This window comes from Rubrivirga litoralis, assembly GCF_031846415.1.
Taxonomy (GTDB): Bacteria; Bacteroidota; Rhodothermia; order Rhodothermales; family Rubricoccaceae; genus Rubrivirga; species Rubrivirga litoralis.
The window spans coordinates 1-18,066 of the sequence record NZ_JAVRHT010000018.1 but is presented as its reverse complement, the minus strand read 5'-3'; the positions used below and the strand labels follow the sequence as shown (position 1 = coordinate 18,066).

The window sequence follows — 18,066 nt, the reverse complement described above, 5'->3', positions numbered from 1 at the left end:
CCCCATGCGCCGCCCCGCCCTCGCCGCTGTTCTCCTCGTCGCCGCCGGGTGCGACTCCAACGGGGCGCCCGTGTCCGACGCCGAGCTGCTGACGGACGCCCGCGCCTACCGCGCCCAGGTCACGAGCTCCGCCGTCACGTTCGAGGCCGGCCTGACCTACACCAACGCGTCCGACGAGACGGTCTACTTCACAGGGTGCCAATTGCCCGAGTCGCCGGTCTTGGAAAAGCGCGTGGGCAGCGAATGGGTCGTGGCCGTCAACCCCGTCTACTTGCTCTGCCTCAGCCAGCCCCTGGCCGTCGCGCCGGGTGAGTCGGTGGACTACGTAGCCGGCTTCCACGGCTGCACGGGTGACCGCTGCGCGCCGGAGTGGCTGCCGGGGCCGGCGCCCGAGACCGTGCCCGGTACGTACCGGCTCGTGACCGCCGTGGCGACGGCCGTCGAGGGCGGGCTGCCCGCGGAGTCCCGCGCCGTCGTCTCGAACGAGTTCCGCGTCGACGTCGCGGGCGGCCTCCGCTGAGGGGCAGCCGCCCCGCCCGCTCGGGCGTCTCCTGAGCGCCCCGCCCGGCGCGGTACGGGCGAGCGGGGTGGACCACCCCCGAACCGGCCGCCCCGCCCGAACTGGCGAGGGCGGGGCGGCGTGAGGGGCCGTCGCACTCCTCCCCGACACATGTCCCGATACACCCCCCTCCTCGTCCTCCTCCCCGCCCTCGCGCTCGCCGCGTGCGACAGCGACGACGACGACATCATCGACCGGGTGGCAACGGCCGAGATCTCGGCCCCCACCGACACCACGACCGGCGTGACCGGGACGGTTGCGTTCCGGCAAACCGGCGACGTCCTCCGCATGGAGGTCGCGCTCGCCGGCCTCGCCCCCAACTCGGTCCACGGCTTCCACCTCCACACCGTCGGCGACTGCGGGCGGGGCGACCACGACGCGGACGGCTTCGCCGAAGTGGGCGGGGCGGCTGGCGGCCACTACGACCCGCTCGACACCAACGACCACGGGGCGCCGACCGATGACGCCGACGACAAGCACGCCGGCGACTTCGGCAACGTGACGGCCGACGCGGCTGGTCGCGTCTCGGCCATCGTGGCGACCGATGAGGTCTCGCTCGACGGCGTCCGTCCCGTCGAGGGCCGCTCGGTCGTCGTCCACGCGAACCGCGACGACCTCGAAACCGACCCCGGCGGCAACTCGGGCGGCCGGATCGGCTGCGGCGTGATCTCGGACGCCCGGGACTTCCTGTAAGCGCGCCCAGAGCGGGCGCCCGCCCCGCCCGCGCGCACCGGCGCCCGCTGCCTTCCTTGGCGGCGGGCGCCGTTCCGTTCCGCCCCGCCCGCGCGAGTCCGCCCGCGGGGGCGGGGCGGCGGCATCGGGCTTCTTGAGGCGGGGGCGCCTCTGCGGGAGCGGCTTTCTAATCGGGCGGGGAGACGTCTGCGCCGCGCGCCGCGGCTCGGACGCGTACGGCGGGCGTTAAGCCGGCGACCTCGGCAACGTCACCGGCGGCGGCCGGAGCGCCGTTGGCCGTGCAGTGACGGTCACGCCGGCCGCGACGACCTATCGAGCGGGGTGGAGGACCATTCATCCGCCGATCTCGACAGTTCGGGGCGGGGTGGGGAATCGGATGACGCGGCCGTGGAGAAATGGCGTAGACTAGCGCCTGATTTCTCGGTTTACCTGCCGACTCTCCATGATCCTTTCTACGAACCGGGCCGCCCTCGTGGTGGCCTTCGTGCTCCTCCCCGCCCTCGCCTCGGCTCAGACCGTGAGCGGGACCGTCACCGACGCTTCCAGCGGCCAGCCAATCCCCGGCGCGACCGTCGTCGTCCTCGCCTCGACGATCGGCGTCCGCACCGACGTCGACGGGGGGTACGAGATCGAGTTGCCGCCGGGCCAGCGCCGGCTCGAGTACTCGTTCGTCGGCTACCGGACGGAGACCGTGACCGTCGAGCCCGGCCAGACCGTGGTCGACGTGGCCCTCGAGGAGGACCTCCTCGGGCTCGACGAAGTCGTCGTGACCGGGCTCGGGACGTCGGTGAAGCGGTCGAACTCGGCCATCTCGGTCGAGACCATCTCGGCCCGCGAGCTCTCCGAGGTCACGACGCCGCAGACGCTCGACGGCGCGCTCAACGGCAAGATCACTGGGGCCGTCGTGAACTCGAACTCCGGCGCCCCCGGCGGCGGCATCAACATCCGGCTCCGCGGGATCACGACGATCAACGGCAACAGCCAGCCGCTCTACGTCGTCGACGGCGTGATCGTGTCGAACGACGCGGTCTCGAACGGGACCAACGCGGTCTCGGAGGCGTCGGGCGGCGGGAACGCCTCGAGCCAGGACAACCCCGTCAGCCGGATCGCCGACCTCCCCGCCGAGGACATCGAGTCGATCGAGGTCCTGAAAGGGCCGTCGGCCGCCGCCATCTACGGCGCCCGCGCCTCGAACGGCGTCGTCGTGATCCGCACGAAGAGCGGGGCGGCGGGTCGGACGGAGGTCTCGCTCTCGCAGACGGTCGGGGTCGCCTCGATCCAGCGGACGCTGGGGAGCCGCCAGTTTACCGCCGCGACCGCCGAGGCCACGTACGGCCCTGCCGGGCTCGCCGCGTTCAACGCCGCCGGCGGCCGGACCTTCGACCTCGAAGAGGAGCTGTTCGGGAACGACGGGCTCCTCCTCACGACGAACCTCTCGGTCTCGGGCGGCAACGACCGGACCCAGTTCTACGTCTCCGGCATCGTCAAGGACGACGAGGGGATCGTCGCCGGGACCGGCTACGAGAAGCAGTCGGGCCGGATCAACCTGACGCACCGGCTGAGCGACCTGTTCGAGGTCGACGCCAACGCCAACTACGTCCGTTCGGTCGCCAACCGCGGGATCACCGGCAACGACAACTCGGGGGCCACGTTCGGCGTCGGGCTCCTCGCCACGCCCAGCTTCGTCGACCTCCGGCCGGGCGCCGACGGCGAGTTCCCGGACAACCCGTTCAACGCGGCCAACCCGCTCCAGACCCGCGACCTCGCGACGATCGAGGAGACGAACAACCGCTTTTTCGGGTCGGGCAAGGCGACCGTGAACCTGCTCACGAGCGCGACGCAGTCGCTCCAGCTGATCGGCGTCGGCGGCGTCGACTACTACGCGCTCGACCAGGCCAACCTGTTCCCGGTCCAGCTCCAGTTCGAGCCCGACGACGAGCTGCCCGGGACGTCGTCGCTGGGGCGGACGACGAACCTCAACACGAACGTCCAACTCCTCGCCGTCCACGCCTACGCGCCCGAGGGCCGGGACCTCTCGTTCACGACGCAGGCCGGGCTCACGGCGTTCGACCAGGAGTTCGACAACGTGCTCACGGTGTCCCGTGGGCTCATCCCGGACCAGCAGAACCTGAACTTGGCCTCGTCGATCCAGACGAACCAGAACCGCTTTTTCCAGAACGACCGGGCGCTCTTCGCGCAGGAGGAGGTCAGCTACCGCGACGCCGTCATCGCGACGGCGGGCCTCCGCGTCGAGCGGTCGTCGGCCAACGGCGACGTCAGCGATTACTACGCCTACCCGAAGGCCGGGCTCGCGCTCAACCTCACGAACCTGGGCGTCCTCGAGGGCGGGGCGGTCGACCTCTTCAAGCTCCGCGCGGCGTTCGGGCAGACGGGGAACACGGCCCCGTTCGGGTCCAAGTTCACCACGTTCGGAACCTCGACGATCGCCAGCAACGCCGGACTCGTGCTCGAGGGCCGGCGCGGGTTCGCCGGCATCGAGCCTGAGCGGGCGACGGAATTCGAGGGCGGCCTCGACCTCACGCTCTTCGGCGGCCGCGTCAACCTCGAAGCGACGGCCTACACCAAGGTCGTCGACAACCTCATCCTCGACCGCCAGGTCGAGCCGTCGAGCGGGTTCACGATCGAGACGTTCAACGGGGGCCAGCTCCGGAACAACGGGGTCGAGCTCGGGCTCAGCCTCGTCCCCGTGAGCACCGACCTCGTCCAGTGGATCTCGCGGACCAGCTTCTGGGCCAACGACGCCGAGATCACGGAGCTGACCGTGCCCCCGTTCCAGGCCATCGGCGGCGGGTTTGGGAACACGCTCGGGTCGATTCGGATCGAGGAGGGCCGGAGCCCGACCCAGATCGTCGGGACGGACGAGGACGGGGAGGTCGTCGCGCTCGGCGACGTCTCACCAGACTTCCAGATGTCGTTCTTCAACGACATCGCCATCGCCCGGCGCCTCCGCCTGACTGTGTTTGGGCACTGGAAAAAGGGGGGCGACAACATCAACCTCACCGAGCTCCTCTCGGACCTCCTCGGCACGAGCCCCGACTTCGACGAGGACAACGACGGCGACGGCACGGCGGACGGCCTCCAGCGGCTGGACGCGTCGGGCGCCCGCCGGTTCGTCCAGAACGCGTCGTACTTCAAGCTCCGCGAGGTCGGCCTGTACTACGACGTGGCCCCGTCCCTGTTCGGCCCGCTCGCCGGCGGCCTGCGGACGCTCCGCGTCGGGGTCTCGGCCAACAACCTGTTCACGATCACGCCTTACAAGAGCTACGACCCCGAGGTGAGCAACTTCGGAAGCAGCCCGGTCGCGTCGGGCGTCGAGGTGGCCCCGTTCCCGTCGTCGCGGACGTTCAACGTCCACGTCCGCGTCGGCCTCTAAGGTGCCCGTTGGGGTTGCCCGCCCCGCCCCCGGCTCTCCTCCCCTCCTGCGTCCTATGATCTCCCCCCGCACCGCCGCCGCCGCCCTCGCGCTCGCCGTCCTGGCCTCGGGCTGCGACCTCGTCGAGGTGAACGACCGGCCGAACCCGAACGGCCCGGCCCTCGAAGACATCCTCAACAACCCGACCGAGGCGGCCATCGCGAACGTCGCCGTCGGCGTCGAGTCCTCGGCTCGGACCGGGCTCGGGACGTACCTGGCGGACGTCGGCGTGATCGGCCGCGAGTACTACCGGATCAGCCCGTCCGACCCGCGCCTGACGCAGGACCTCCTGGGCGGCGGCTCGTCGGTCCTCGACAACAACACGTTCTACCTCCTGACCCCGTGGATCTCGCGGTACCGGACGATCCGGAACGCGAACACGATGCTCGTCGCGCTCGACGCCAACGAGACGCTCCCGGACGCCGAGACGTCGGCGGCCCGCGGGTTCGCCCAGACGTGGATCGCGTACCAGTACCTCCTGAACCTGAACCTCACGTTCGAGAACGGCATCCGGTTTATCGAGCCGGGCGAGGACGCGGCCGGCGAGGTAGTGGGGTACGACGAGGCGCTCGACCGGATCGCGGCGCTCTTCGACGAGGGGGCGCAGAACTTGGCCTCCGGCTCGGAGGAGTTCTTCTTCGAGACGACGATCGGGCAGGACGTCCCGCAGACGGTCGCCGGGTACCGCCAGATCAACCGGGCGCTCGCCGCCCGCGTCGACGCCTACCGCGAGGACTGGCAGGGCGTGCTCGACGCGCTCGACGGCTCGTTCATTGACAGCGAGGCCCCGCTCACGATCGGCGCCTACCACGTGTTCTCGACCGGCGCCGGCGACGTGCAGAACCCGTTCTTCTTCGCGCTCGGCGGGGGCGGGGAGGGGGTCCTCGCCCAGCCCGGGTTCGTCGACGACATCGAGGACGGCGACACGCGGATCTCGAAGGTCGAGGAGCGCGAGACGGCCCGGACCTTCGACGGGCTCACGTCGAAGTTCGACACAGACGTGTACGAGACGTCGGTTTCGCCCATCCCGATTGTCCGCAACGCCGAACTGGTCCTGCTGCGCGCCGAGGCCAACGCCCAACTCGGTGATCGCGCCGCGGCGGTCCAGGACGTCAACGTGATCCGCAACAACGCCTCCCTCAGCGACTACGCCGGCGACTCGCTGATCGACGAGATTCTCCGCCAGCGGCGGTACGAGCTCTACGCCGAGGGCCACCGCTGGATCGACCTCCGCCGGTACGACCGGCTGGGCACGCTCCCGATCGACCGGGAGGGCGACGATGTGTTCCGGCAGTTCCCGATCCCGGAGACCGAGAACGTCTAGCCGCCCCGCCCCCGGCCGCACAGGCAGGGCCGTTACGTTAGAGAAGCGGGGGATCTCAACCCCGACGGCCGCGCCCGTCTGAAGCCGTCCTGCGGGTACTCCACGCCCCGCCCTCGCCCCTGGATTCCCGCCTGCGCGGGAATGACGGAGTGGGTGGGACGTTGCCAGAGGAGAACCTAACAGCCCTGCGGGCGCACAGGGGTTGGAGAATCCCCGACCGCCCCGACCGCCCCGACCGACCGCTCCGGGCGGGGCGGCGTCGGTTTGGGTGACCGCCCCGCCCGCCGTGCGGCGAGGGCGGGGTGGCGTGCCACGACGGCGGCACCGGGCGCCGCTAGCTTGCGGCCCACGCGACAACCGGGCACCGTGGCTGAGCAGAACGACCTCTTCCTGTCCAAGAAGGACCAGACGCGCCAGAAGCAGACGCCGCTCATGCGGCAGTACTGGAAGATCAAGGACCGCCACCCCGGCGCGCTCCTCCTCTTCCGCATGGGCGACTTCTACGAGACGTTCGAGGACGACGCCGTCGTCGTCGCCGACGTGCTCGGGATCACGCTGACGAAGCGGGGGAACGGGGCGGCCGAGGACACGCCGCTCGCGGGCTTCCCGCACCACGCGCTCGACCAGCACCTGCCCAAGCTGGTCCAGGCCGGCCACCGCGTCGCCGTCTGCGAGCAGCTGGAGGACCCGAAGTACGCGCGCAAGATCGTAAAGCGCGGCGTGGTCGAGGTGGTGACGCCGGGCGTCGCGTTCCGCGACCCGCTCTTGCAGTCCAAGCGCTCGACCTACCTCGCCGCCGTGGCCTGGGGCGAGCCGTCTGGCCGGCGCGGCCAGGGCGCAGGCACGGTCGGGCTCGCCTTTGCCGACGCCTCGACGGGCGAGTTCTACCTGACCGAAGCGCCCGCCGAGCGGCTGAGCTCGCTCTTGCAGACCGTGGCCCCGGCCGAGGTCGTCGTCGACAAGCGGCACGTGGACCGGCTCCACGACGCCGTCCGAGCCGTCCAGGGCGGGGCGGTGCCATTCGCCGTCACCAAGCAGGAGGACTGGGTGTTCGGGCTCGACTTCGCGACCGAGACGCTCCTCCGCCACTTCCAGACCCACAGCCTCAAAGGGTTCGGCGTCGACGACCTGACGGTCGGCGTGACGGCGGCGGGCGCGGCGCTGTACTACCTGGGCGAGACGCAGAAGGGGCGCATCCCGCACGTCCGCCGGCTCCAGCGGTACCGCTCCGAGGACCACATCGCCCTCGACCCGGCGACCAAGCGGAACCTGGAGCTCGTGGCGTCCATGCAGGACGGCCGCCGCGACGGCTCGCTCGTCGGCGTGCTCGACGCGACGCTCACGCCGATGGGTGGGCGGCTCTTGAGGCAGTGGCTCGTGCGCCCGCTCCGCGACGTCGGCCGCATCACGGCCCGGCTGGACGCCGTCGACGCCCTCTACACGTCGCCCCGGCTGCGGCGGGCGGTCCGCGAGGAGTTGAGGCACGTGGGCGACCTGGAGCGGTTGTGCGGGAAGGTGTGCACGGCCCGCGCCACGCCGCGCGACCTCGTGGCGCTGGGCGCCACGCTCCGGCGCGTGCCGGCTGTCCAGGCCGCGCTGGGCGGGGAAGACGCGGGGCTCCTGGGCCGCCTCCGCGAGCGCCTCACGCCGTGCGACGAGACGGCCGACCAGATCGGGGCGGCCCTCGCCGACGAGCCGCCGGCGACGCTCGCCGCGGGCGGGGCGATCCGCGCCGGCTACTCGGCCGAGCTCGACGAGCTCCGCGAGACGGCCGGCTCGGGCAAGGAGTACCTCACCACGCTCCAGGCGCGCGAGTCGAAGCGGACTGGCATCCCCAGCCTCAAGGTGGGCTACAACAAGGTGTTCGGGTACTACCTCGAAGTCACGAACGCCCACAAGGACAAGGCCCCGCCCGAGTGGACGCGGAAGCAGACGCTCGTCAACGCCGAGCGCTACATCACGCCCGAACTCAAGGAGTACGAGGAGACGATCCTGACGGCGCAGGAAAAGTCGGTCGCCCTGGAGACGCGGCTGTTTACCGAGCTCCGCGACGCCGTTGCCGAGGCCGTCGAGCCGGTCCAGGAAAATGCCCGCGCGCTCGCGGCCCTCGACGTGCTGGCCTCGTTCGCCGAGGTCGCCGAGCGGAACGGGTACGCCCGCCCCCAGGTGGACGACTCCCTCGTGCTCGACGTCGTCGACGGGCGGCACCCGGTCGTCGAGCAGGCGCTGCCGGCCGGCGAGGCGTTCATCCCCAACTCGGTCCGCCTGGCCGCCCCGCCCCGCCCGAGCGACGCCGCCCCGCCCGAGGGCGACGGCGGGGCGGTCGAGGCCGATGCGGGCGGGGCGGGCGAGAAGAGCGCAGACGCGGGCGGGGCGGGGCAGGTCCTCCTCATCACCGGGCCGAACATGGCCGGCAAGAGCGTGGTCCTGCGGCAGACGGCGCTCGTCGTGCTGCTGGCCCAGGTCGGGTGCTTCGTGCCGGCGGCGCGCGCGCGCGTGGGCGTGGTCGACGCGCTGTTCACGCGCGTCGGCGCGTCCGACAACCTGGCCGCCGGCGAGTCGACGTTCCTCGTCGAGATGAACGAGACGGCCAACATCCTCAACAACGCGACCGAGCGCTCGCTCATCCTGCTCGACGAGGTGGGCCGCGGCACGAGCACGTTCGACGGCCTGAGCCTGGCCTGGGCCATCGTCGAGCACCTCCACGAGACGCCGGAGAAGGCGGCGCGTACGCTCTTCGCGACCCACTACCACGAGCTCGACGCGCTCTCGGAGCGGCTCGCGCGCGTCCAGAGCTACAGCGTCCGCGTTCAGGAGCACGACGGCCGCGTCGTCTTCCTGCGCACGCTCGTGCCGGGCGGGGCGGACCACAGCTACGGGATCGAGGTGGCGCGCATGGCGGGCCTCCCGCCCGAGGTCGTGGCGCGCGCCAAGGACGTGCTCCGCCACCTCGAGGCGAACGACGTGGCCGCCGAGGTCGGCGTCCGCGGCGCCGCCCCGCCCGCGGGCGGCGACGGCGTGCCCGCCCCGCCCCGAGCGGCGGTCGGCGGGGTGCCGGCCCCGTCCGAGGCGCCGGTCGCCCTCCACCTCCCGGACCCCATCGCGACGGACGTCCTGGACCGGCTCGGCGCCCTCGACCCCGACCGCATGACGCCCATCGAAGCGCTCATGGCTCTCGCGGAGTTAAAACGAACAGCAGAGGGGTAGGGAACCATCTGGGGGAACGCTCAGGTAAGAGCGGGACTCTTCACCCCCCCGCATCACCCATGCGCGCATTCACCCTAGCCCTTGCCCTTTCCCTCCCCATCGGCCTCGCCGCCTGCGCGGACAGCCCGACGGAGGAGGCCTACGAGGAGGGCGCCCCGGTCGGCGACCGCGCCGACGTCATCGGCGACGGCGAGATCATCGACGAGCCCGGTGAGCCGGACGCCGACGTCCTCGGCGACGGCTTCGCCACCTACGACATCGACACGGACGGCTTCATCTCCGAGGACGAGTACAACACCGGGATCGGCGACGCCGACTTCGGCACGTACGACGCCAACGCGGACGGCCTGCTCGACGAGAACGAGTACAGCGTCTACGAGACGAACCGGATGAGCATGTAGGGCTCAGACGTCTGACCCCGTGGCGGGGCGGTCCTCTCGGGGGCCGCCCCGCTTTTGTTGTTACCCACCCCGCCCACCATGAGCCGAGCCTTTGTCAAGGAAGGCGCCCCCGAGGCGCCGCTCGTCATCCCGCCCCGCCCGCCGCTCCCGCAGGGCGTCCCCAACTACGTCACGCCGGCCGGGCTGGCCGCGCTCCGCGCCGAAAAGACCGGCCTGGAGGCCGAGCGGGCCGCACTGGGGACAGAAGACGCCGACGCCCGCGAGCGGGAGTGGGTCACGGGCCGGCTCAAAGTGCTCGTCGAGCGGATCGCGACCGCCCAGATCGTCGACCCCGAGCGCGTGTCGCTCGACCGCGTCCGGTTCGGGACGGCCGTCGAGGTCGAGGGCGCCGACGGTGACCGCCGCACGTTCGAGATCGTCGGCGTGGACGAGGCGGCCGCGCGCGGCGGCTCGCCGCAGGGCGGGGCGGTCGCGTTCACGGCCCCCATCGCCCGGGCCGTCATCGGCAAGGCGGTCGGCGAGACGGGCCTGCTGAAGACGCCGCGCGGGGAGGAGCCGCTGACCGTCGTGTCCATCGCCCGCGCGGACGCCGCCCCGCCCCCAGACGTCGACTCTCCGTAGAGGGCGGGGCGGCGGGCAGCCCGGACAGACGGGCGGGGCGGCCGACTCGCGCCGACCGCCCCGCTCACGCGTTGCTGTCCCGCCGCCGAGGGCGGGGCGGGGGAGCGCTACTTCGGGTTGAGCGCCGTCCCTGGCGTCTCGTCGCCGCGCGTGTCGTGGACGTCGTCGGCCAGCCGGGCGTTCGACGTCTTGGTGCCCGCCCCGCCCGCGGCCTGCTTCGACAGGTCCGGCGCCTCGTTGACCGAGCGGAGCTCGGGGTCGCCGGGCGTGGGCTCGAGCTCGGTCGAGATGCCCTGGATCTCGTCCGGCCGCGAGCCGCCACCGAGGGCGATGCCGGCCGCCTTGATGTAGCCGCCGAGGCGGCGGAGCGGGTCGCGGAGGTGGTCCTCGTCGACGGTGCCGGCGGCCTCGGCGGTGTGGGCGCCGAGCCGTTCCATCGTGTTGCCGATGTCGGCGGCCGTCGCCGTCCCCTCGGCCTGCTGGTCGTCGAGCTGGCGGGCGAGCGTGCGGAGCCCGTCGCGGATGCCGTTGAGCTCGGGGCGGTCGGCGGCCTCGATCTTCTCCATCCACCCGCGGCACACGTCGGCGGCGGCAGAGCGGGAGAGGGTCGTTGTGAGGCCGTCCTTGAAGGCGTCGAGCGTGCTGAAAATCGAGATGCCGTCGTCGGTCGGTCGGTCGGTGGGCATAGTGTAGAGAAGGGTAGAGTAGAAGGGGGAAGAGAAGATGCGGCCGCCCCGCCCGCAGTCCAGCCGCGGGGCGGGGCGGCGGGCGCTAGGCGCCGAGCGCCGTCGCGGCGCGGCCGAGGTTCGTGGCGAGCCGCTCCAGCGTGGGCCGGAGGCGGTCGTCGTCGGCCTGCGCGGCGGCGGCCTGCGTCGAGTCGGCGAGGCCGGCGAGCGTGTCGGCGATGGCGCGGCCGTCGAGCGAGTCGCCCGAGAGGAGGTCGCGGAGGTCGCTGAGGCCGGCGGCGACGCCGCTGAGGTCCATGCCGTCGGCGTCCAGGCAGGCCGTCCGCCACAGGTCGACCATGCCGAGGGCGGCGGACGGCGTGAGGCTCGTGATCGGCCCGTCGAGGGCCGCCGCGGTCTGGTCGAGCGTGTCGCGGTTGGTGTCGGGTGTCGATCCGCGCATGTCTAGAGGTCGTTGGTCGTCGAGGAGGGAGCGCCGGTCATGGCGGCGCCGGCGTGGCGGAGGAGCGAGCCCAGCCGCTGGAGCCCCTTGACGAGGTCCTCGTTGGTGTCGCCGGTCGTCGCCGGGGCCACGTTGCCAGCGGCCTCCTCGGTCTGCTCGCCCAGGCGGACCAAGATCGAGCCGATGCGGACGCCGTCGACGCCCTCGCCGACGAGCGACTGGTGGAGTTCGCCGAGCCCGGCCGCGATCGGCTGGAGGTCCTCGCGCTCCGTCTCGGTCACTTTCCGCCGCCAGTCGTCGATCCGGTTGATGGCCTTGGCCAGCGGGATCTGCAAGAGCCCGCCTTCGAGCGAGTCGACGAGGGCGCTGACTTCAGCGGCTTCGGTTTCGTTGGGAATGGTGTCCATTAGGGAGAAATCAGGGGGTGAGAAGAGAGAGGGAGAAGGAGCCGCCCCGCCCGGCGCGCTCGTAGGGGCGGGGCGGCCGCCCCGCCCGAGGGGCTAGAGCGTCGTCTCGCGGTCCGTCGGCGCCGGGACGACGCCGTCCGGGAGGCCGTCGCCGCTGGACGGGGGGAAGTCGGGGCCGCTGGGCTCGGGGATGCCGCCGAGGAACTCCTCGCGGGCCACCTGCGCCACCTTCGCCGTCACGTAGCCGTCGGAGGCCGCCCCGATCACCCCGCCCACGAGCGGGATGCCGCGGAGGAGCCGCCGCCGGACGGTCCGCGTGGCCGCCTTTTTGGCGCCCCACTTGGCCGCACGCGCGGCGTTCGAGACGACAAAGTTCAGGCCGCGCTCGGCCAGCTTGAGCCCGAAGCGGTCGAGCGTCTCCTGCTCGGCGTCGCGGGCGGGGTCGGCGGGCGTGGAGCCCACGAGGCACCCCAGCACGCGCTGGCGGGTCCCGCCCTGGCGCGGGTCGTGGCCGGCCAGCGCCGCGATCGACGCGGCCATGTGGATCTGGATCGAGGCCACGCCGACAAGGTTGGCCGGGAGCACGACGGGGAGCGTGATCCACCCGCCGAGCCCGCTCAGGAAGCCGGCCGCGCTCGAGAGCGCGACGTGGCGGCGGACGAGCCGGTCGGCCTGCTCGTCGACCGTGCCGCCTTGGGCGCGGGCGCTCGCGGCGAACTCGGCGGGCGTCCCCAGCGACGGGAGGCCGTCGACGACGGACGGGTAGAGGCGGTCGAGGACGAACCGGCGGACGGTGGCGTTCATGGGGTCGGGGGTGGGGCGGAGGGGGCGAACGCGTCGAGCTCACGCTCGATCTCGCGCCGGAGGGCGCGGCGGAACGGCCGGGCGGCGAGCCCGAGCGAGGCCGTCACGCGGACGGCCGTGGGCTGGGCGTCGAGGCGGCCCCGGACGCCCCGTCCATCGAGGCGGATCGAGTCGCCCTCCCACTCCGCCGTCACGCCGTACTCCCGGCGGAGCCGCTCGGCGACGGCGTCGGCCGCACGCCGTGCGCCGTCGAGGCCGAGGTCGTGCGGGCGGGTCAGGTCGATGTCGGCCACAGACGGGCGGGGTGGGAGAGGGGGAGGGGCGTACGCCACCCCGCCCCCACGGTTCGGTCCGCGCGGTCGGGGCATCCCCGAGAAGGGCGGCGCGCCGAGGGCGGGGCGGCCCGGCGTCGGCGCCTGACTCTGGCAGCCACCCCGCCCCCGGAACGCCAGCGCCGCGGGGCGGGGTGGTGATCTTCCTCCGGTTGCACCGGGCGGGGCGGCCGCACACCTTCCCAGTCCCCAGTCCCCAGTCCCCAGTCCCCAGTCCCCAGTCCCCAGTCCCCATGACCTCCGCTTTCCTCGGCCGCTCCCCCCGCCTCGGGTCGCCCGTGTTCGTCGCCGACACCGCCGCCGTCGTCGGCGACGTCACGCTGGGCGACGGGGCCAGCGTGTGGTACGGCGCCTCGCTCCGCGGCGACGTCCACTGGATTGAGGTCGGGGCCGGCTCGAACGTCCAGGACAACGCGACCGTCCACGTCTCGCGCGGGACGCACCCGTGCCGAATCGGGGCCGACGTGACCGTCGGCCACAACGCCGTCGTCCACGGGTGCACAGTCGAGGACGGCGTGCTCATCGGAATGGGCGCCGTCGTGCTCGACGGCGCCGTGATCGGAGCGGGGAGCATCGTCGGGGCCGGGGCGCTCGTAGCGGGCGGGGTGGTCGTCCCGCCCCGCTCGCTGGTCGTCGGCCTCCCCGCCCGCGTCGTGCGGCCGCTGACCGACGACGAGGTGGAGGCCAACCGCGCCAACGCCCGGCACTACGTCCGCATGAGCCGGATGTACCTGGGGCTGGACCGCCCCGACCCGGGCGGCGGCGCAGCCAACCCGTTCTACACCGACGACCGCCCGGGTCGATCGTAACGCGACCGCACCGGCTCGCCCTGGCGGTGGCCGCCCCGCTCGGCGGGCGGGGCGGTCCGCTGTCCCGCGTGCGACCCCGTCCGGGCAGCTAAAGACGGCGGCGGCGACGCTTCCCCTTGTTTGGCTTGACGTTTGGGGGAGCTGCGTGCATCGCCCGCCTCCGCGCCCATGTCCCTGCTCCGCCTGGGGTCGCTCGCCGCCGTCGGCCTCGCCTGCCTCGCCTCGTTCCTCGTCCTCCACCGGACCGCCCCGCCCCGCCCGCTCGACGTGCTCGACCGGGTCTACGGGTAGCGCGCGGTGGCGCGCAGTCGGTCGCCGAAGGTCGGTCTCTAAAAGAGTTCCCCGAGCGGGGCGGCGTGCGTAACTAGGGGGACGCCGGACCCGTAGGCCGGCGCTGCCCCACTCGCCACCCCGCCCGCGCGTCCATGACGACGCTCTACTGGTACTGCCTCGGCGGCGGCTTTGCCGTCTCGCTCCTCCTCGTCCTCGCCGGCGAGGCGCTGGAGGCGGTCGTCGACGCGCTCGACGCGGTCGACGCCTTCGACCCGCTCTCGGGCGTCGCCGGCGTGACCGTGTTCGGCGGGGCGGGCCTGCTCCTGGACGCCTACGCCGACCTCGCGCCCGTGCCCGAGGTGGCCGCCGCCGCCGCCGTCGCCGTGCTCGCGGCCGTCGTGCTCCACGTGGCCTACGTGCGGCCGATGAAGCAGAGCGAGAACTCGACCGGGTTCTCCGTCCGCGAGTACGCCGGCAAGACGGGCGAGCTGACGACGGGCGTGCCGGCCGGCGGCTTCGGCGAGGTCGTCGTCCGCATGGGGGCGAGCACCACGTTCCAGACGGCCGCCTCGTTCTCGGGCGACGCGATAGCGTCGGGCACGGCCGTCGTCGTCGTCGAGGTGGGCCGCGACGGCGTGCTCCTCGTCGCCCCGCTCGACCGGACTGACACCGAAACGTCGCCCGAGCAGCGGGCGCTTCCACCCCGCCTCCAGACGCGCTGACGCGCAGGTACGGGGTACCGGGTACGCGGTACTGCCTCCCGTACCCTGTACCCCGTACCGAGTACCCCCAGCTCCCATGGACCCGACCCTCCTCGCGATCGTCCTCCCCGTCGTCGCCGTCGTGCTCATCGTGATGCTCGTCGCGAGCCGCTACAAGACGGTCTCGCCCGACGAGGCCATGATCATCACCGGCGCCGCGCTCGGCGGCAAAAACGTCTTGACCGACGAGAGCGCCCGGAAAGTCAAGATCGTCCGTGGGGGCGGAGCGTTCATCGTCCCCATCGTGCAGCAGCGGGAGCACCTCTCGCTGCTCTCGCACAAGCTCGACGTCATGACGCCCGAGGTTTACACGGCCGAGGGCGTCCCGGTCATGACCGACGGCGTGGCCGTGATCAAGGTGGGCTCGTCGGTCGAGCACGTGGCGACGGCCGCCGAGCAGTTCCTGGGCAAGCCCGACGAGGAGCTCCGCGTCGAGGCCCGCGAGGTGCTCGAAGGCCACCTCCGCGCCATCCTCGGTACGCTGACCGTCGAGGAGGTCTACCGCAACCGCGACAAGTTCGCCCAGGAGGTCCAGTCGGTCGCCGCGCGCGACCTGCAGAAGATGGGGCTCCAGATCGTGAGCTTCACGATCAAGGACGTCCGCGACAAGAACGGGTACCTCGAAGCGCTCGGCCGCCCGCGCATCGCGGCCATCAAGCGCGACGCCGACATCGCCGAGGCCGAGGCCACGCGCGACGCCCGCATCAAAAAGGCGAACGCCGACGAGGAGGGCCAGAAGGCCGAGCTCGTCCGCGACACGAACGTGGCCGAGGCGACGATGGAGCGCGAGCTGAAGGTGGCCGCGTTCAAGAAGGACGAGGACACGGCCAAGGCCGCGGCCGACCTCGCGTACTCGGTCCAGGAGGCGTCGAGCCAGCGGGCCGTCGTCGAGGAGCAGATGCAGGTCGAGCTCGTGCGGAAGCAGCGCGAGGTGGACCTCGAGAAGCTGGAGATCGAGCGGCGCGAAAAGCAGTACGACTCCGAGGTCAAGAAAAAGGCCGACGCCGACCGCTACGCCGTCGAGCAGGCGGCCGAGGCCGACAAGCTCCGCCAGATGCGCCGGGCCGAGGCGCGCCAGTTCGAGATCGAGGCCGAGGCCCGCGCCCGCGCCGAGGGCGCCCGCGCCGAGGGTCTCGCCGAGGCCGAGGTTATCCGCGAGCGCGGGTTCGCCGAGGCCGAGGCCAAGGAAAAGCTGGCTGACGCGTTCGAGAAGTACGGCGAGGCCGCCGTGCTTGACCTGCTGGCCAAGATGATGCCCGAGCTGGCCCGCGAGGTCTCGAAGCCGCTCGCGTCCATCGACAAGCTGACGGTCGTGGACACGGGCTCGGGCGCCGGCGCCGGCCGCGTGACCGACACCGTCGCGCAGCTCATGGCGACGACGCCGGAGCTCGTCCGCGGCATCACGGGCGTCGACCTGGGCGCGCTCGCGCAGCGCTTCGCCACGGGCGGGGCGGAGCGGCGCGACGGGCGGGGCGAGACGAAGCGCACGGCGTCAGTCTCCGGCGACGGCTCGGCACCCCCGGCCGCCCCGCCCTCCCTCATCGCGCCGGGCGGGGCGGAGAAGTAAGGCCGGCCGCTCGGCGGGGGCGGGGCGGTCCTGGACGACGCCGCCCCGCCCGTGACGTGGCGCCCGATCCCGCCGTCGCACACTGCGCCGCCCACGCGGGCGGCCGCCGGTCGCCCCTACAGCGTCCGATCTGCCCCGCGTCGCGGGCGGGGTGGTGCACCGCCCGCTGCCCGCTCAGCCGCCGCGCCGGCGGAACCGCCCCGCCAGGGCGCGGATGGGGTCGCGCCACGCCGGGTCGCGCGTCTCGCGCGCCACGAGGTAGACGCCGAGGGCGCCGACGATGACGTTGGCCGCCCACATCCCCACCGCCGGCGGCAGCGTCTCGCGGTCGGCCAGCTTCTCGCCCAGGACCAGCGACACCCAGTAGAACAGGAACACGCCCACGGCGAGTGCCGCCACGACACCCACGCCGGCCCGCGAGATCGACAGCCCGAGCGGGACGCCGACGAGCACGAACACGAGGCACGCCAGCGCGATCGAGTTCTTTTTGTAGATCTCGACCCGGTAGCGGTCGGCCTGCTGGCCCTCCAGCGAGGCCGCCGCCGCCGCCGCCCCGGCGGCGTACTGGACGGCGCGGGCGCGCTCGGCCGCGAGGTCGTAGGCCGCCTCGCGCGCCGCCCCGCCCAGGCCGGAGAGGGCGGGGCGGTCGGCGCCGACGGCCGCCGAGTCGGGCGGCGAGTCCGCGGCCGCCCCGCCCCGCTCGGCGGCCGAGTCCGCCGCCCCGCCCGCGACCACGACCGTGCCGAGGGCGGGGCGGTCGGTGGGCCGCACGAGGAGGTCCGGCGTGACGTCGCCGGCGGCCGCCCCGCCCCGTGCGAGCGCGGCGCGGACCGAGTCGTGGCGGGCGTCCACGAGGCGGTTCAGCGAGTCGAGAACGACGAGCATGTCGGTCGTGCGCATCGAGCGGTCGGTGCGGCCGCCGCCGGCCTCGCGGCGCTCGAAGCCGCCCAGCGACGAGAGGTCGAACGCCATGCGGTGGCGCCCGAACGCGAGCCGCTCGTAGGCGTCGGCCGTCCCCTCCGGGCGCCGGTGGTGGACCTCGCCGTCCTCGAGCAGCATCGTCAGCCGCTGCCCGCCGTACTGCGTCTGGAGCCGCGCGCGGTCGGCCGTGAGGACCGCCGAGCCCCCGCCCGCCGACCGCGACTCGAAGACGGTCACGCCGACCAGGAGCCCCGTCGAGTCGGGCGGGATGGCGTCGGCGCGGATGGCGTACCCGCTCACGCCCGTGTAGAACTCGCCCGGCGTGAGCGCGAACCCGGGCCGGCTCACCTTGATGTCGCGCCACAGCCCGCTCATCCGGTAGTTGGCCTCGGGCAGCATCTGGTTGTTGAAGACCATCATTCCGCCCGTGAGCAGCAGCCCGGCCACGGCCACCGGCCACGCCAGCCGCGGCAGCGACACGCCCGCGCTCTTGGCCACGAGGTACGCCCGGCTCTCGCCCAGCTGCCCGAACGCGGCCAGCAGCGCGATGAGCCACGCCATGGGGACGGCCAGCGTGAGCATGTACGCCAGGCTGTACGCGACGAGCTCGACGAGCGCCCCGAACGGCAGCCCCCGCCCGACGAGCTCGGGGAGGTACCGGATGAGGAACTGCATGAGCAGCAGGAACAGCAGCGTCACGAGCGCCGCCGCGAACGGGAGCGGCAGGCTCTTGAGCAGCGAGCGGTGGAGGCGCGTGAGCATGGGCGGGTGCCGGCGGCGGCAAGCTACCGGGGGAACGCCGCCCCGCCCGGCGTCCGCGTACGGG

Annotated in this window: 17 protein-coding genes; 11 read left to right on the top strand and 6 right to left on the bottom strand. The window is 73.0% G+C overall.

Annotated elements, in window-relative coordinates; genetic code table 11:
• The first annotated feature begins 4 nt into the window (after positions 1-4).
• From RM540_RS08905 to RM540_RS08875, 7 genes are all read left to right on the top strand, one after another.
• On the top strand, positions 5-520 hold the full coding sequence (locus RM540_RS08905) for a hypothetical protein (protein WP_311663249.1): 516 nt from the start codon (positions 5-7) through the stop codon (positions 518-520).
• Between the two features lie 150 nt (positions 521-670).
• Entirely contained in the window at positions 671-1,252 is a 582-nt protein-coding gene (locus tag RM540_RS08900; protein WP_311663247.1) for a superoxide dismutase family protein, read from the top strand.
• A 442-nt stretch (positions 1,253-1,694) separates the two neighbouring features.
• Positions 1,695-4,646, top strand: coding sequence for a SusC/RagA family TonB-linked outer membrane protein (locus tag RM540_RS08895; protein WP_311663245.1), 2,952 nt, complete (start codon positions 1,695-1,697; stop codon positions 4,644-4,646).
• A gap of 55 nt (positions 4,647-4,701) precedes the next feature.
• Positions 4,702-6,009 (top strand): RagB/SusD family nutrient uptake outer membrane protein, encoded by a 1,308-nt coding sequence (locus RM540_RS08890; protein ID WP_311663242.1) that lies wholly within the window; start codon positions 4,702-4,704, stop codon positions 6,007-6,009.
• A 366-nt stretch (positions 6,010-6,375) separates the two neighbouring features.
• Entirely contained in the window at positions 6,376-9,216 is a 2,841-nt protein-coding gene (gene mutS / locus RM540_RS08885) for a DNA mismatch repair protein MutS (protein WP_311663240.1), read from the top strand.
• A gap of 59 nt (positions 9,217-9,275) precedes the next feature.
• The gene (locus tag RM540_RS08880) at positions 9,276-9,617 is read left to right on the top strand and encodes a hypothetical protein (RefSeq protein ID WP_311663238.1); all 342 of its coding nucleotides are present in this window, start codon (positions 9,276-9,278) and stop codon (positions 9,615-9,617) included.
• A gap of 78 nt (positions 9,618-9,695) precedes the next feature.
• A complete protein-coding gene (locus tag RM540_RS08875) occupies positions 9,696-10,238 on the top strand; it encodes a GreA/GreB family elongation factor (RefSeq protein ID WP_311663236.1) in 543 nt (180 codons plus the stop codon).
• A gap of 107 nt (positions 10,239-10,345) precedes the next feature.
• Here RM540_RS08875 and RM540_RS08870 read toward each other — a convergent pair whose 3' ends face one another.
• From RM540_RS08870 to RM540_RS08850, 5 genes are all read right to left on the bottom strand, one after another.
• The gene (locus tag RM540_RS08870; protein WP_311663234.1) at positions 10,346-10,924 is read right to left on the bottom strand and encodes a hypothetical protein; all 579 of its coding nucleotides are present in this window, start codon (positions 10,922-10,924) and stop codon (positions 10,346-10,348) included.
• Between the two features lie 85 nt (positions 10,925-11,009).
• Positions 11,010-11,366: a hypothetical protein gene (locus RM540_RS08865; RefSeq protein WP_311663232.1), complete on the bottom strand. Its 357-nt coding sequence runs from the start codon at positions 11,364-11,366 to the stop codon at positions 11,010-11,012.
• Between the two features lie 2 nt (positions 11,367-11,368).
• Entirely contained in the window at positions 11,369-11,773 is a 405-nt protein-coding gene (locus RM540_RS08860; RefSeq protein WP_311663230.1) for a hypothetical protein, read from the bottom strand.
• A 93-nt stretch (positions 11,774-11,866) separates the two neighbouring features.
• Entirely contained in the window at positions 11,867-12,577 is a 711-nt protein-coding gene (locus tag RM540_RS08855; protein ID WP_311663228.1) for an EcsC family protein, read from the bottom strand.
• A complete protein-coding gene (locus RM540_RS08850) occupies positions 12,574-12,870 on the bottom strand; it encodes a polyhydroxyalkanoic acid system family protein (RefSeq protein ID WP_311663226.1) in 297 nt (98 codons plus the stop codon). Before RM540_RS08850 ends, RM540_RS08855 begins: the two co-directional genes overlap by 4 nt.
• Positions 12,871-13,142: 272 nt before the next feature.
• On the opposite strand from RM540_RS08850, the gene RM540_RS08845 reads away from it, so the two are divergent.
• From RM540_RS08845 to floT, 4 genes are all read left to right on the top strand, one after another.
• The gene (locus tag RM540_RS08845; protein ID WP_311663224.1) at positions 13,143-13,718 is read left to right on the top strand and encodes a gamma carbonic anhydrase family protein; all 576 of its coding nucleotides are present in this window, start codon (positions 13,143-13,145) and stop codon (positions 13,716-13,718) included.
• Between the two features lie 168 nt (positions 13,719-13,886).
• Positions 13,887-14,009 (top strand): hypothetical protein, encoded by a 123-nt coding sequence (locus tag RM540_RS08840; protein ID WP_311663222.1) that lies wholly within the window; start codon positions 13,887-13,889, stop codon positions 14,007-14,009.
• Between the two features lie 134 nt (positions 14,010-14,143).
• Positions 14,144-14,713, top strand: a complete 570-nt coding sequence (locus RM540_RS08835; protein WP_311663220.1) for an NfeD family membrane protein — start codon at positions 14,144-14,146, stop codon at positions 14,711-14,713.
• Positions 14,714-14,789: 76 nt separating this feature from the next.
• Positions 14,790-16,319, top strand: a complete 1,530-nt coding sequence (gene floT / locus RM540_RS08830) for a flotillin lipid rafts scaffold protein FloT (protein WP_311663218.1) — start codon at positions 14,790-14,792, stop codon at positions 16,317-16,319.
• Positions 16,320-16,493: 174 nt separating this feature from the next.
• On the opposite strand, the gene RM540_RS08825 is transcribed toward floT, so the two are convergent.
• Positions 16,494-18,002 (bottom strand): LptF/LptG family permease, encoded by a 1,509-nt coding sequence (locus RM540_RS08825; RefSeq protein WP_311663216.1) that lies wholly within the window; start codon positions 18,000-18,002, stop codon positions 16,494-16,496.
• Positions 18,003-18,066: the final 64 nt, after the last annotated feature.

Excerpts from the sequence above, each read along its gene's own strand:
- RM540_RS08905 (WP_311663249.1), top strand. The coding sequence starts at position 5 with ATGCGCCGCCCCGCCCTCGCCGCTGTTCTCCTCGTCGCCGCCGGGTGC.
- RM540_RS08900 (WP_311663247.1), top strand. The coding sequence starts at position 671 with ATGTCCCGATACACCCCCCTCCTCGTCCTCCTCCCCGCCCTCGCGCTC.
- RM540_RS08895 (WP_311663245.1), top strand. The coding sequence starts at position 1,695 with ATGATCCTTTCTACGAACCGGGCCGCCCTCGTGGTGGCCTTCGTGCTC.
- RM540_RS08890 (WP_311663242.1), top strand. The coding sequence starts at position 4,702 with ATGATCTCCCCCCGCACCGCCGCCGCCGCCCTCGCGCTCGCCGTCCTG.
- RM540_RS08880 (WP_311663238.1), top strand. The coding sequence starts at position 9,276 with ATGCGCGCATTCACCCTAGCCCTTGCCCTTTCCCTCCCCATCGGCCTC.
- RM540_RS08875 (WP_311663236.1), top strand. The coding sequence starts at position 9,696 with ATGAGCCGAGCCTTTGTCAAGGAAGGCGCCCCCGAGGCGCCGCTCGTC.
- RM540_RS08870 (WP_311663234.1), bottom strand. The coding sequence starts at position 10,924 with ATGCCCACCGACCGACCGACCGACGACGGCATCTCGATTTTCAGCACG.
- RM540_RS08865 (WP_311663232.1), bottom strand. The coding sequence starts at position 11,366 with ATGCGCGGATCGACACCCGACACCAACCGCGACACGCTCGACCAGACC.
- RM540_RS08860 (WP_311663230.1), bottom strand. The coding sequence starts at position 11,773 with ATGGACACCATTCCCAACGAAACCGAAGCCGCTGAAGTCAGCGCCCTC.
- RM540_RS08855 (WP_311663228.1), bottom strand. The coding sequence starts at position 12,577 with ATGAACGCCACCGTCCGCCGGTTCGTCCTCGACCGCCTCTACCCGTCC.
- RM540_RS08845 (WP_311663224.1), top strand. The coding sequence starts at position 13,143 with ATGACCTCCGCTTTCCTCGGCCGCTCCCCCCGCCTCGGGTCGCCCGTG.
- RM540_RS08840 (WP_311663222.1), top strand. The coding sequence starts at position 13,887 with ATGTCCCTGCTCCGCCTGGGGTCGCTCGCCGCCGTCGGCCTCGCCTGC.
- RM540_RS08835 (WP_311663220.1), top strand. The coding sequence starts at position 14,144 with ATGACGACGCTCTACTGGTACTGCCTCGGCGGCGGCTTTGCCGTCTCG.
- floT (WP_311663218.1), top strand. The coding sequence starts at position 14,790 with ATGGACCCGACCCTCCTCGCGATCGTCCTCCCCGTCGTCGCCGTCGTG.
- RM540_RS08825 (WP_311663216.1), bottom strand. The coding sequence starts at position 18,002 with ATGCTCACGCGCCTCCACCGCTCGCTGCTCAAGAGCCTGCCGCTCCCG.